The sequence below is a fragment of the Methylobacterium sp. CM6247 genome, from assembly GCF_054817925.1.
The window spans coordinates 1,016,995-1,028,703 of record NZ_JBTXKX010000003.1; the positions used below are offsets into that span (position 1 = coordinate 1,016,995).

19 protein-coding genes are annotated in these 11,709 nt (G+C 69.6%); 14 read left to right on the plus strand and 5 right to left on the minus strand.

Going from position 1 to position 11,709, the window contains the following annotated elements; genetic code table 11:
- Position 1: 1 nt before the first annotated feature.
- The 3 genes from ACYQOP_RS05595 to ACYQOP_RS05605 form a co-directional block, all read right to left on the minus strand.
- Positions 2-439 carry a YybH family protein gene (locus tag ACYQOP_RS05595; protein WP_461221622.1) on the minus strand — a complete coding sequence of 146 codons (438 nt, stop codon included), beginning with the start codon at positions 437-439 and terminating at the stop codon, positions 2-4.
- Positions 440-604: 165 nt separating this feature from the next.
- Positions 605-1,018, minus strand: a complete 414-nt coding sequence (locus ACYQOP_RS05600; protein ID WP_311276564.1) for a type II toxin-antitoxin system VapC family toxin — start codon at positions 1,016-1,018, stop codon at positions 605-607.
- On the minus strand, positions 1,015-1,293 hold the full coding sequence (locus ACYQOP_RS05605; protein ID WP_461221624.1) for a type II toxin-antitoxin system VapB family antitoxin: 279 nt from the start codon (positions 1,291-1,293) through the stop codon (positions 1,015-1,017). Before ACYQOP_RS05605 ends, ACYQOP_RS05600 begins: the two co-directional genes overlap by 4 nt.
- 38 nt (positions 1,294-1,331) lie before the next feature.
- Here ACYQOP_RS05605 and ACYQOP_RS05610 point away from each other — a divergent pair, with 38 nt between their 5' ends.
- The 4 genes from ACYQOP_RS05610 to ACYQOP_RS05625 all read left to right on the plus strand — a co-directional run bounded on the left by ACYQOP_RS05610 (position 1,332) and on the right by ACYQOP_RS05625 (position 4,738).
- On the plus strand, positions 1,332-1,865 hold the full coding sequence (locus ACYQOP_RS05610; protein WP_461221626.1) for an HK97 family phage prohead protease: 534 nt from the start codon (positions 1,332-1,334) through the stop codon (positions 1,863-1,865).
- On the plus strand, positions 1,862-3,175 hold the full coding sequence (locus tag ACYQOP_RS05615) for a phage major capsid protein (protein ID WP_461221627.1): 1,314 nt from the start codon (positions 1,862-1,864) through the stop codon (positions 3,173-3,175). Before ACYQOP_RS05610 ends, ACYQOP_RS05615 begins: the two co-directional genes overlap by 4 nt.
- Before the next feature lie 212 nt (positions 3,176-3,387).
- Positions 3,388-4,491: a hypothetical protein gene (locus tag ACYQOP_RS05620; RefSeq protein WP_461221629.1), complete on the plus strand. Its 1,104-nt coding sequence runs from the start codon at positions 3,388-3,390 to the stop codon at positions 4,489-4,491.
- 4 nt (positions 4,492-4,495) lie between these two features.
- Positions 4,496-4,738, plus strand: coding sequence for a hypothetical protein (locus tag ACYQOP_RS05625; protein WP_461221630.1), 243 nt, complete (start codon positions 4,496-4,498; stop codon positions 4,736-4,738).
- A gap of 130 nt (positions 4,739-4,868) precedes the next feature.
- On the opposite strand, the gene ACYQOP_RS05630 is transcribed toward ACYQOP_RS05625, so the two are convergent.
- Both ACYQOP_RS05630 and ACYQOP_RS05635 read right to left on the minus strand, forming a co-directional pair.
- Entirely contained in the window at positions 4,869-5,732 is an 864-nt protein-coding gene (locus tag ACYQOP_RS05630) for a S1 family peptidase (protein WP_056426786.1), read from the minus strand.
- Positions 5,733-5,839: 107 nt separating this feature from the next.
- Entirely contained in the window at positions 5,840-6,610 is a 771-nt protein-coding gene (locus ACYQOP_RS05635) for a S1 family peptidase (RefSeq protein ID WP_461221632.1), read from the minus strand.
- A gap of 29 nt (positions 6,611-6,639) precedes the next feature.
- On the opposite strand from ACYQOP_RS05635, the gene ACYQOP_RS05640 reads away from it, so the two are divergent.
- The 10 genes from ACYQOP_RS05640 to ACYQOP_RS05685 all read left to right on the plus strand — a co-directional run bounded on the left by ACYQOP_RS05640 (position 6,640) and on the right by ACYQOP_RS05685 (position 11,629).
- Positions 6,640-7,200, plus strand: coding sequence for a head-tail connector protein (locus ACYQOP_RS05640; RefSeq protein WP_461221634.1), 561 nt, complete (start codon positions 6,640-6,642; stop codon positions 7,198-7,200).
- Between the two features lie 22 nt (positions 7,201-7,222).
- Positions 7,223-7,570, plus strand: coding sequence for a phage head closure protein (locus tag ACYQOP_RS05645; protein WP_461221635.1), 348 nt, complete (start codon positions 7,223-7,225; stop codon positions 7,568-7,570).
- Entirely contained in the window at positions 7,567-8,007 is a 441-nt protein-coding gene (gene gp17, locus ACYQOP_RS05650) for a tail completion protein gp17 (protein ID WP_461221636.1), read from the plus strand. Before ACYQOP_RS05645 ends, gp17 begins: the two co-directional genes overlap by 4 nt.
- Positions 8,008-8,068: 61 nt before the next feature.
- The gene (locus ACYQOP_RS05655) at positions 8,069-8,476 is read left to right on the plus strand and encodes a phage major tail protein, TP901-1 family (protein WP_018045758.1); all 408 of its coding nucleotides are present in this window, start codon (positions 8,069-8,071) and stop codon (positions 8,474-8,476) included.
- Positions 8,476-8,799, plus strand: coding sequence for a gene transfer agent family protein (locus ACYQOP_RS05660; protein ID WP_461221637.1), 324 nt, complete (start codon positions 8,476-8,478; stop codon positions 8,797-8,799). Before ACYQOP_RS05655 ends, ACYQOP_RS05660 begins: the two co-directional genes overlap by 1 nt.
- A complete protein-coding gene (locus tag ACYQOP_RS05665; protein WP_461221638.1) occupies positions 8,796-9,011 on the plus strand; it encodes a phage tail assembly chaperone in 216 nt (71 codons plus the stop codon). Before ACYQOP_RS05660 ends, ACYQOP_RS05665 begins: the two co-directional genes overlap by 4 nt.
- Before the next feature lie 12 nt (positions 9,012-9,023).
- Positions 9,024-9,596: a phage tail tape measure protein gene (locus ACYQOP_RS05670; RefSeq protein WP_461221639.1), complete on the plus strand. Its 573-nt coding sequence runs from the start codon at positions 9,024-9,026 to the stop codon at positions 9,594-9,596.
- A gap of 22 nt (positions 9,597-9,618) precedes the next feature.
- Positions 9,619-10,254, plus strand: coding sequence for a phage distal tail protein, Rcc01695 family (locus ACYQOP_RS05675; protein ID WP_461221641.1), 636 nt, complete (start codon positions 9,619-9,621; stop codon positions 10,252-10,254).
- Between the two features lie 15 nt (positions 10,255-10,269).
- Positions 10,270-11,163, plus strand: coding sequence for a DUF2163 domain-containing protein (locus ACYQOP_RS05680; protein ID WP_461221642.1), 894 nt, complete (start codon positions 10,270-10,272; stop codon positions 11,161-11,163).
- 19 nt (positions 11,164-11,182) lie between these two features.
- A complete protein-coding gene (locus ACYQOP_RS05685) occupies positions 11,183-11,629 on the plus strand; it encodes an NlpC/P60 family protein (protein WP_461221643.1) in 447 nt (148 codons plus the stop codon).
- The last annotated feature ends 80 nt before the right edge of the window (positions 11,630-11,709 follow it).

The following is an 11,709-nucleotide window of genomic DNA, read 5'->3' on the forward strand; positions in this document are numbered from 1 at the left end:
GTCAGTTCCAGGTGTGCAGCACCGTGCGCCAGTCCTTGCCCTCGCGCTCCAGGACGTTGACCCAGTTGCCCTCGAACGTCTTCTTCGCGCCCCCCTCGCCGGGGCCGGACATGGACCAGCGCCCGGTGACGAGGAGAACGTCCCCCTTCATCTGCGCCGAGTTGACCTTGATCGCGTGCTCCTCGAACCCCTTCGCCTTCAGCCCGGCGAAGAAGGCGCCGATCTTGTCGGCGCCGGATACGGGAGCGCCCTTCGGGATCACCATCGCATCGGTGGCGTAGAGGGCCTTGAGGCTGTCCATGTCGCCGGAATTGTAGGTCTTGTCCCAGCGGGCCGCCGCGGCCTGGGCATCGGCGGTGGGATCCGCGGCCGAGGTCGGGATCGGACCAAGCAGGCACAGCAGAACGGATGCAATGCATAGCTTAACGCTCAAGCTCATGATGATCCCCCGTTTCCGATTCGCAGTCGATCGAAGTCGAATAATGTCACTGATCTGCGATCAGGAAAGCGAAATCTTGGTGTATCCGGTCGGATATTGCCAACCCGGACCATCGTCTCGATCGGGGCGCGACGGTTCGGGTGTCACGTCGATCGGGCCGGTGGCTTAGCCGGAAGGTCCGGCCCGAACGATATCCGTGAGGGTGAAATCCTCGCCCTTGAACAGCAGGACCGCCTGATGGGCTCTCGCGCAGGCATAGGCATGGCAATCGCCCATGTTGAGGGACGCCGGATGCCGGCCCTTGCCGAAGCGCTCATAGGCTTCGACGGCGAGTTCGAACTCACGCCCGGCAATCGGAACGAGGCGGATTTCCGCCTCCTCGCAAGTCAGGCGAACCCGTTCGCGGGCCGCCTCGACCGTGAAGGCGTAGCTGCGCACGAGGCCGGCGATGGTTTCCCAGAGCGAGAGCGCCGAACACAGCCTGTCGGGATCGGTCTCCAGGATATCCGCGAACGCGTCGGCCTCCGCCTCGCCGGCGATGATCGCGATCAGGGCGGAGGCATCGACGAAGAGCGTCACTCTCCGCTCAGGTCGTCGAAGAAGGCCTTGTCGGCGGCCTGCCCGGTGGGCTTCGGCAGCGGATGACGGGCCCTCAAGGCGGCGAGGCGTTCGCGCAGCGGCACCGGAGGGGTCAGGCGGTTCAGTTCGGCTGTGACGGCCCGGCGCACGGCCTCGGATTTGGTGACGCCGGACGCTTTCGCGAGCTTCACCACGAGGCCCGCCGTCTCGTCGTCCTTGATGTAGAGCGGCACGCGCACCTCCGGGATATCCTCGGCATGATGAGGATATCCCACCGCCTCACCCCAGTCACCCCACCCTTCGGGAGCCCGCCATGGACGGCCATTTCACCGGCTATGCAAGCCTGTTCGGCGTGCCCGATCTCGGCAACGACGTCGTGTCCGCCGGCGCCTTCGCGGCGAGCCTCGGCGAGCGTGGGGCCGCCGGCGTGCGGATGCTGTTCCAGCACGATCCGGCCGAGCCGATCGGGCGGTGGCTCTCCCTGCGCGAGGATACGCGCGGCCTGCGGGTGGAGGGGCTGATCAACCTCGCCGTCCAGCGTGGGCGCGAGGTCGACGCCCTGATGCGCGAGGGCGGCCTCGACGGCTTGTCCATCGGCTTTCGCACCCTGCGTTCGAGCCCGCAGCGCGGCGGCCTGCGCCGCCTGCTCGCCATCGACCTCTGGGAGATTTCCCTCGTCACCTTCCCGCTCCTGCCCGGCGCCCGCGCCGCCGCGCCGGACGGGACGGTGACGCCCCTCGCCCGCGAGTTGCGCGCCTTCGCGCACCGGCTCGCGCCGCGTGGTGCGCCGTCCCCCCGGACGGCTGCCGCCCCCTCCCCCTTCACCCAGCAGACGAGGTTCGCATGAGTGTTCACGTTTCGCCGAGCGCCCCGGAGACCAAGGCCGATCCGCACGGCTTTCTGGAAAACCACGCCCTTCTGGAAAACAAAGCGGCGCGCCCCGCCTCCGACGCCGAGGTGGGTGCCGCGATGGGCGAGCTTTCCCGCGCCTTCGAGGCCTTCAAGGAGACCAATGACGGCCGGCTCGCCGAACTCGAGGGGCGCCGCTCGGGCGATGTCCTCACCGAGGAGAAGCTCGCCCGCATCGACGCGGCCCTCGACTCGACGCGGACCCGCCTCGACCGCCTGACCCTGGACGGCCGCCGTCCGCCCCTGGGTGGTGATGGGCCGACCCGTCCGGACCCGGCTTCCGTGGAGCACAAGGCCGCCTTCGACCTCTATGTCCGGGCGGGCGAGAGCGGCGGGCTGAAGCGCCTGGAGGAGAAGGCGCTCTCGGCCGGCTCCGGCCCCGATGGCGGCTATCTCGTGCCGCAGGCCATCGAACGGGACGTGCTGAAGCGGCTCGCCAACCTCTCGCCGATCCGGGCGCTCGCCACGGTGCGCACCATTTCGGGCGGGCTCTACAAGCGCGCCGTCTCCGCCACCGATGCGGTCTCGGGCTGGGTCGCCGAGACCGCGGCGCGGCCGCAGACGGACGCGCCGGCCCTGACGGAGCTGAGCTTCCCGGCCATGGAGCTCTACGCCATGCCGGCGGCGACCCAGACGCTCCTCGACGATGCCATCGTCGATATCGACGCCTGGCTCGCCGACGAGGTGGAGACCGTCTTCGCCGAACAGGAAAGCGTCGCCTTCGTCACCGGCAACGGGGTCAGCCGCCCGCGCGGCTTCCTCAGCGTGGACAATGTCGAGAATTCCGCCTGGGTACCGGGCAAGCTCGGCTTCGTCGCCACGGGCGCGGCGGGGGCCTTCCCCAGCGCCAACCCGTCCGACGTGCTGTTCGACCTCGTCTATGCCCTGCGGGCCGGCTACCGCCAGAACGCCAGCTTCGTGATGAACCGAAAGGTCCAGAGCACGATCCGCAAGATGAAGGATGCCGACGGAAACTACCTGTGGCAGCCGCCGGTCTCCGCCGACAGGATCGCGACCCTCCTCGGCTTCCCCGTGGCCGAGGCCGAAGCGATGCCGGATGTGGCGGCCAACAGCCTGTCCATCGCCTTCGGCGACTTCAAGCGCGGCTATCTCGTGGTGGACCGCGCCGGCCTGCGCGTCCTGCGCGACCCCTACTCGGCCAAGCCCTACGTGCTGTTCTACACGACCAAGCGCGTCGGCGGCGGCGTGCAGGATTTCGACGCGATCAAGCTGCTGAAATTCGCGTGAGTCTCGCCGTCTCCGGGATCTGGTCCCGGAGACGGCCTCCGGCCGCACCGCTGCAGCTTTCGATATGAGCGCTCCCCCCTCTGCGCTGTGGATTTCCCGAAACAACCGGCGGATTTATACCCATCCTACCCAAGATTGCGGAACGGAGGTCTTTCCATCGGTCTTGATGGGTTGAATAACCAATCTCAGGTTGATTCTTCGGGATATCAAACATGAATCTGGATGGAGTGACGAACGCCAAGGCAGAGGTGTTCCTCCGGGCCTTCAAGTACTCGGAGGTCCTCACCGCAGCCATGGACATCGGCACTTCGCCGACATTCTCCCCGCTACCAGGGACAGCCGCCCATGACGATATCGTTCGGGCCAGGCATGATGGGGAGTTCGATCCGAAGGAGAAGATCGCGGTCGGGGTGCTTCGGCGATCCGGCGAATACGACCGGACATCGAACCTGAGACTGGGATTGTTCGTGCAGCACAAGAAGCTGCTCCACCATCCTGTGGTCGAAGCCGCGCAGCGCATTGCCCAGGGCGAAGCAAAAGTCATCGTCACCGGGCGCGTGCGTCGTCAGGTGACAGCCAAGGCAAAACTCTGCCGACCGCTACTGATGGGCGAATCCATTGGCCACCATCGCGTCACGGCCGGTACGCTCGGGTGCTTCGGCATCGATCAGCAGGGCAAGGTGGGGATGATCTCCAATAACCATGTTCTCGCCCACACCAATCGCGCGAAGGTCGGCGACATCATCGTTCAGCCGGGACGGCTGGATCATGGGGATATCGGGAATGCCGAACACAGGATCGCAAAATTACGGGCATTCGTCCCCATAGACTTCGACCCGAGCGCCTCCAACTTTGTCGATTGCGCCTTCGCATCGCTCGATGACCCGGCGAATTGCGAAACGCGCATGGTCGGCCAGACGGATATCGATCCAGACAGGTGGAATCTCGGCGACATCGAGGATTTGATCCTGGATCAAAGCCCCGTGAAAAAGGTGGGACGCACCACACGGTATACAGAAGGAATGGTCGAGGCGATCGACGTCGACAACGTTCGTGTCCAGATGATCAGCGGTCCACGCCCCAGATATGCAGTCTTCAACCGTCAGGTTGCCATCAGCGGAACGACGAAACCCTTCTCGAAGGGAGGCGATAGCGGCTCGCTGATCTGCACGGCGGAGGGGCGCCCGGTCGCACTCCTGTTCGCCGGAACGGAAACGGGGGGCCGAACGGGATTCGGCATCACTTATGCAAACCCGATCCGCAGCGTCCTTGAAGCTCTCGATATCGAACTCTACACTGGTGCGGCAGGAGCATGACATGATGGACCGGCGGGAGAAGTTGGTAGCGTCGAAGCCAGCCGCCTTGGCGGCAAAGGACGCATTCACCTCGCGCTACGTCACGGGCCGTCCGGACAGATCGGTCGGGCTTGGCCTCAATCGGACCGGCGACGATTGGGCCATGAAAGTGTTCGCCCAGTCTCCGTCCGCAGCAAGGGAATTGCCCGATCATTTCGGAGAATTCGCCGTGGAAGTTCAGGTCACCGGACCAGCGAAAGCATTCTGATCTTCGTAGGACCCCAACTACGAAGCGGGCCGGCATGTTAGCATTTCGCCGCCCGACTCTCCTCGCGGCGATCTCTCAGCGTGTGTGAGACATCATGCGACGATGACATTCTTCGGGATGATCGCCCCCCTCACCGCCGACCCGGCCGCGCCATCCAGTCCGAGCGGTTGGAGCGACGGAAGCTCGCGGGGGCTTCGCTCGGGGAGAGCTGCGCCATCTCGGCGGCGCGGGAGGTGATCCAGCCGGCATGCTGGCCGGTGGGGGTCACCGCCGTGAAGCCCCCACAGGCGGTGCGGGCGCGCTTGTCCTGGCGCATGGCGCCGCTCGACCAGCTGACCACGCCGACGATCTGGTAGCCGCCCGGACCGCCGCGCAGGATCGGCCCGCCGGAATCGCCGAGGCAGGCGCCGGCTCCCGCCGTCTCGGCGAGCTTGCGCCGGTCCGTCACCACCGTGACCGTGTTGGCGACCTGGAGTGAGCCGATGGAGACGAGATGCGCCTGCCGCAAGGTACGGGCGGTGTTGCGGCGGTTCTCGGCCACGACGCCGAAGCCGGCGATGTCCACCGATTCGCCGGTGCCGATGGCCCCGCCGCCACGCGGATCGAGGGGCTGGAAATCGGCCCCCAGGGGCTCGGACAGTTTGATCAAGGCGAGATCGATGCCCGGCTGATCCTCCGGCGTGGTGCCGGGCACGAAATCGGGATGCATCGACGCCGCGATGGCGGAGATGCGGCGCTGGCGGAACGACCGGTCGACGGCGACGACGCTGTAGCCGGCCTGGTGCATGACGCAATGCGCGGCGGTGAGGACGAGATCGGGACCGATGAGGGTGCCCGAGCAGATCTCGCCCTGGGTGCTCTCGATGCGCACCACCGAGGCGCGCAACCCATTGGGATCACGAGAGACTTCGCCGTTGATCACGGCGAGCGCCGGAGCCGGGACGAGACCGACCAGCGCCGTGACGGCGACCCTTCGCAGCGCGGTCGTGAACATCGTGTCTCTCCCGCGCCCGGCATGAGCCCCGGACGTCCCTGGAATGAAGCCTAGCGTAAGGCAATCCCTCGGCCAAGCTCCGGTTCCGTCGCTGAGGCAGAGCGGCGTCAGGGGGTGGACCAGCCTGCGGAGCGGCCCCAGCCCGCGAGGGTCCGGTCGATCCAGTCGCGCTGCGGCCCCAGCAGGACGCCTTGTGAGATGCTACCGCAAGCCCCGCCCCCGACCCAGGCGGAGACGGCCAGCGGCGGCGCTCCGGGCGCATCCGCGATCGGCCCGCCGGAATCGCCCTGGCAGGCGCCGGATGCGCCACCGGACGGCTTCATCCAGACCAGGATGCGGCTCTGCCCATAGGGCTCGACCACGGGAAGGACGGCGCTGCGGAAGGTGCCGGTGGTGCGCGGCTCGCCCGGTTTCGAGACTCCGTAACCGGAGAGGACGAGGCTCTCGCCGGCGCGCGGCAGTGCGGCGCTCAACGGGGTCGGCCGGAAGCGGCCGGGAAGCGGCGTGGCGGTGCGGACGAGCGCCAGATCGATGGAGCGCCGACGCCCGGCGATGGCGCCGGCATCGTAGCCGGGATGAACCGCGCGGGCGGCGAGATCGACCAGCACCGGCTGGCCCGCCTCGTCGCGAAAATGCACCCGGTGCTCCGCGCCGCCCTGGCGGGAGCCCGCCGCCACGCAATGGCCCGCCGTCAGCACCGAATCCTGCGCCACGACGATGCCGGTGCACACGCCGCCGTTCGAGGACAGCACCATCACGGCCGAGCCGGCCGCCTCCGGCGCCTCGCGACCGCCGACGACGGCAGCGGCCGGCCCGGCGGCGAGGCCGAGCAGCAGCGCGATACCCGCAGACCGCATGTCGAGATCCATTCCGCCCATCCCCTTCATCGCCCCACCCGGAGACGACGATGAATCCGATACGCGTCGATGCCGCCATCGTCGAGCCGGTCACGTTGGCCGACATGCGCGCCCACCTGCGGCTCGACCCCGACGACGATGCGGAGGACGGTCTGGTGGAGGGCCTGATCGCTTCCGCCCGCGCCATGGTGGAACTCGCGACGCGGCGCATCCTGGCGCCCGGACGCTACCGGGTGATGCTCACGGCCTGGCCCCGGGACGGGTTCGTGCCCCTTCCCCTGAGCCCCCTCGTCGCCCTGGCGAGCGCCGGCTCGGTGGATGCGACGGGGACCGTCACGGACTTTGCCCCCGGCCTCGTCCGCCTCGCGCCGGATACGGTGGAAGCGCCGGGGCTGATCGTCTCGCCCGCCCTTCCCGCCCTGTACCGGGCCGCCGCCCTGATCGAGGTCGATGCCGGGTATGGCGGATCGGGCCCGCCGATCCCTCCTGCCCTCGCCCAGGCGATCCGGCTCGTGGCGGCGCATGGGTTCGAGCATCGGGGCGACCTGCCGGTGACCCTCACCCCGATGGTGGAGGCGCTCGTCGCGCCGCACCGCCGGATGCGCCTTTAACCGTAACGTCCGGAGCCTTGTCATGACGCACCCGCCCATCGGCGCGCGGCGACGCCGCTACGTGCTCGAACGCTTCGTCGACGACCCGGACGGGTTCGGCGGGCACCTTCGCCGGTTCGTGGCCGGCCCGCTCCTGTGGGGCACGCTGGATTCCACCGGCCATGCCGAGCGTACACGCGGCGGCCGCTCGGATGCGGTGGCGACCCACCGCATCCGCCTCGCCTACCGGGCGGACGTGACGCCCGCCATGCGGCTCGTTTCCGGCTCGCGCCGCTTCGCCATCCGCGCGGCGGGCGATCCCGACGGGCGCGGGCGCGATCTCGTCTGCGAGGTCGAGGAGCTGATCGACGCGACGGGGGGCCTGACATGAGCGACGCCCTGTCCCTTCGGGCCAACCCGCTCCTCGCCCTGCGGGCGGCCATCCTGACCGTCCTCGGCGGCGACGCGGAGCTCGGCCGGCTCATGGGCGGCGAGGTCCGCATCCATGACGAGCCGCCGCGCGGCGCGGCGCCCGTCTACGCGCTGTTCGGCCCCGCCGAGATGCGGGACGATTCCGTCGACGGCGCGCTGCGCCATACCCATCGGCTCGGGCTGATCCTGTTCGCCAGGCCCGGCTCCAGCCGCGGCGCCATCGAGGCTGCAGGCCGGGCCGCCGCCCTGCTGCACGAGGCGCTGCTCTCTCCCGCCGGCCATGCGCTGTCGGTCTTGCGGGTCGAATCCCTCGCCTGCGCCCGTGACGAGCGCAGCGGCGAGACCCGCGCCATCCTCACCCTCCAGGCCGTCACCGAGCGGCTGCCGACCTCCTGAGCGAGTTCTGCCCCGCAGAACCGGCGACCTCTCTTGCTAACCCGCTTCAAGGAGCGACCCCATGAGTGCCCAGAAAGGCAAGGACCTCCTCATCCGGATCAGCGAGGGAACGGGGTTCACGGCGGTGGCCGGCCTGCGCGCCCGGCAGCTCGCCTTCAACGCCGAGACCGTGGACGTGACCTCGGCCGAATCCGTCGGGCGCTGGCGCGAGCTGCTGGCCGGGGCGGGGGTACGGCGCGCGGCCGTCTCGGGCTCGGGCGTTTTTCGCGACGAGGCCTCCGACGCCCGCCTGCGCCAGATGTTCTTCGACGGCAGCATCGACACGCTGCAGGTCGTGGTGCCGGCCTTCGGCACGATCCAGGGCCTGTTCCAGATCACCAGCCTCGAATATCGCGGCGACCATGCCGGCGAGGTGACCTTCGACATGGCCCTCGATTCGGCCGGTCCCCTCACCTTTACGAGCCTGTGATGGCGAACCGCAGGCGCGGAGAGGTCTCCGTCGCGATCGGGGACCGGCGCTACACCCTGTGCCTCACCCTGGGAGCCCTGGCCGAACTGGAGGAGGCGCTCGGCGCCACCGATCTCACTGGCCTGGCGGGCCGCTTCGCCGAAGGCCGCCTCGCCAGCCGCGACCTCATCGCGCTTCTCGGCGCGACCCTGCGCGGCGGCGGCCACGACCTCGACGACGCGGCGGTGGCGCGGCTGCCGCTCTCGGGCGGGATCGAACCCATCGCCACGGCCCTCGGCGAGGCGCTGGCCGCCGCCTTCGGAGCCGCGACGCCGGACCCTTGAGCCCCACGGGCGGGATCGGGCCGGAGGCTCCCTCCGCCTTCCCGTGGGACGAGGCCATGGCCCTGGGCCTGAACGCCCTGCGCTGGAGCCCGCGCGACTTCTGGGCGGCGACGCCCCGCGAATTGATGGCCGCGCTCGGAGGCTCTAGCCGCCGCGACGCGGCCAGCGCCGCCGACCTGCGGCGGTTGATGGATGCCTATCCCGATCCTTGAGCGGAGACCGCCATGGCCGAGACCGAGATCGACCGCGCCATCGCCGCGCGGACCAAGCAGTTGAGCACCCTGGACAATCTGGCCCAAAAATTCGGCGACAGCCTGAGCAAGGCCTTCATCAGCACGGTCGGCCCGGCCAAGCAGCTCGATGGAGCCTTGAACTCCCTCGTCACCAAGCTCGCCGGCATGGCGGGCAAGGCCGTCCTCGACCCGGTGAAGGGCGGCATCGAATCCCTGGTGAAGAGCCTCATCAATTCCGGCGCATCGAGCGCGGCCTTCGCCAAGGGCGGCGTGATCGCTGGCGGCCGGGTGCGCCCCTTCGCCAGCGGCGGCGTGGTGGCCGCCCCCACCTACTTCCCGATGCGCGACGGGACGGGCCTGATGGGCGAGGCCGGGCCGGAGGCGATCCTGCCCCTCGCGCGCGGCAGCGACGGGCGGCTCGGGGTCGCCGGCGGCGCTTCGGGGCAGCCGGTCTCCGTCACCGTCCATATCGCGACGCCGGATGCGGAGAGCTTCCGCCGCTCGGAGGCGCAGGTGGCCGCCGCCCTCGCCCGCGCGGTAGCGCGCGGCAGGCGCGCGTCCTGAACACCATCCGGGGAGGCCCGCCATGGCCGGTGATTTCCACGAGGTCCGCTTTCCCCTCGACGTGGCCCTGCGCGGCAGCGGGGGCCCGAGCCGGCTCACCGAAATCGTGACCCTCGCCGCGGGGCGCGAGCACCGCAACAGCCGTTGGGCCGATTCGCGGCGGCGCTACGATGCGGGCCTCGGCATCCGCACCCTCGACGCCCTGCACGCGGTCCTGGCCTTCTTCGAAGAGCGGCGCGGGCGCCTCTACGGCTTCCGCTATCGCGACAGGATCGACCATCGCTCGGGGCCTCCGAGCCAGGCGGTTGGGCCGGGCGACCAGCCTCTCGGACTCGGGGACGGCACGACGCGGGTGTTTGCCCGCGCCAAGACCTACGGCACCGGGCCGCTGCCCTATCGCCGCCTCGTCGCCAAGCCGGTGGCGGAGACCGTGCGGGTAGCCGTGGCCGGTGTCGAGCGGCCGGCCTCTTCCTTCACCTGTGACGGCACCACGGGCCTCGTGACCCTGGCGACGGCCCCCGCCGCGGGCGCATCGGTGACGGCGGGGTTCTGGTTCGACGTGCCCGTCCGTTTCGACACCGACGATCTCAGCGTGGACCTCCAGGCTTTCAGCGCCGGCGAGATCCCGAACGTGCCGCTCATCGAGATCGTGCCCTGACTGGAGCCTGAAAGCATGCGCGATATCCCCGCCGCCCTCGCCGCGCATCTCGCCGGCGGGTCCACCACCCTGTGCCATTGCTGGTCACTGACCCGGCGCGACGGCCTCACCCTCGGCTTCACCGACCATGACCGCGACCTCGCCTTCTCCGGCATCACCTTCGCGGCGCGCTCGGGGTTAGAGGCCGCCGAGGCGAGCGCGGAGCTCGGCTTCGCGGTGGGCGGCGGCGAGGTCGCCGGGGCGCTGACCTCGCTCGGCATCGCCGACGCGGACGTGGCGGGTGGGCTCTACGACGCGGCCGGCATCGAGACCTGGCTCGTGGATTGGACCGATCCGGGGACGCGGCTCCTCCTCGATGTCGGGACCATCGGCGAGATCCGCCGGGCGGGCACCGCCTTCGTGGCGGAATTGCGCGGGTTGATGGACCGCCTCGACGAGGAGCGCGGCCGGACCTTCCGCGCCACCTGCGGGGCGGATCTCGGCGATGCACGCTGCCGCGTCGACCTCGCCGATCCGCGCTACCGCACCACCGGGACCGTTCTCGCGCCGGCGACACCAGGCGAGATGCCGGCCGCCCTGGCGGGGATTTTCGCCGAGGGCGCCTTCACGGGCGGACGGCTCAGCTGGGATTCGGGCGCGAATGCCGGCCTCGCCAACGACGTCCGGGCGCACCGGCAGGCCGAGGGCGGCGTCCTGATCGAACTTTGGCAGGAGCCGCCCCGCGCCATGGCCGCCGGGGACCGGTTCACTCTGACGGCCGGCTGCGACAAGCGCCTCGCCACCTGTGCGGCGGTCTTCGCCAATGCGGTGAACTTCCAGGGATTCCCGCACATGCCCGGCAACGATTTCGTCATCAGCGCCATCCCCGGCTCCAGTACCGCCCTCGACGGCAGCAGCCTGTTCCGTTGAGCCGGCAAAGGAATTGGTTATGCGATGTTCCGACCGGATCGTCGCCGAGGCACGGGCCTGGATCGGCACGCCCTACCGGCATCAGGCCTCGCTCAAGGGCGTCGGCTGCGATTGCCTCGGGTTGGTCCGGGGAATCTGGCGCGGGCTCCTCGGGCCGGAGCCAGAGACCGCGCCGCCTTATTCGGCCTCATGGGCGGAATCCGCCCTCCCCGGCAGCGACCCGATGGCGGAGGCCGCCCGCCGCCATCTCGCCGCCGTGCGCGATCCTCTGAGCGGCTACACACCGGAAGCAGGCGACGTCCTGCTCTTCGCCTTCCGCTCTCATTTGCCAGCAAAGCACTGCGCGATCGCGAGCGGGGATGGGACGATGATCCACGCCCATGACGGCGCGGCGGTGACGGAAGTCACCCTCACGCGATGGTGGCGCCGTCACCTGGCGCATGTGTTCCGGTTTCCGGGGGCCTGATATCGGGAAGCCGAGACGGCAGGCGCGCTTCCCCCTCTCCCCGCACGCGGGGAGAGGGTCGCAGGCACCTCGTCGTGCCT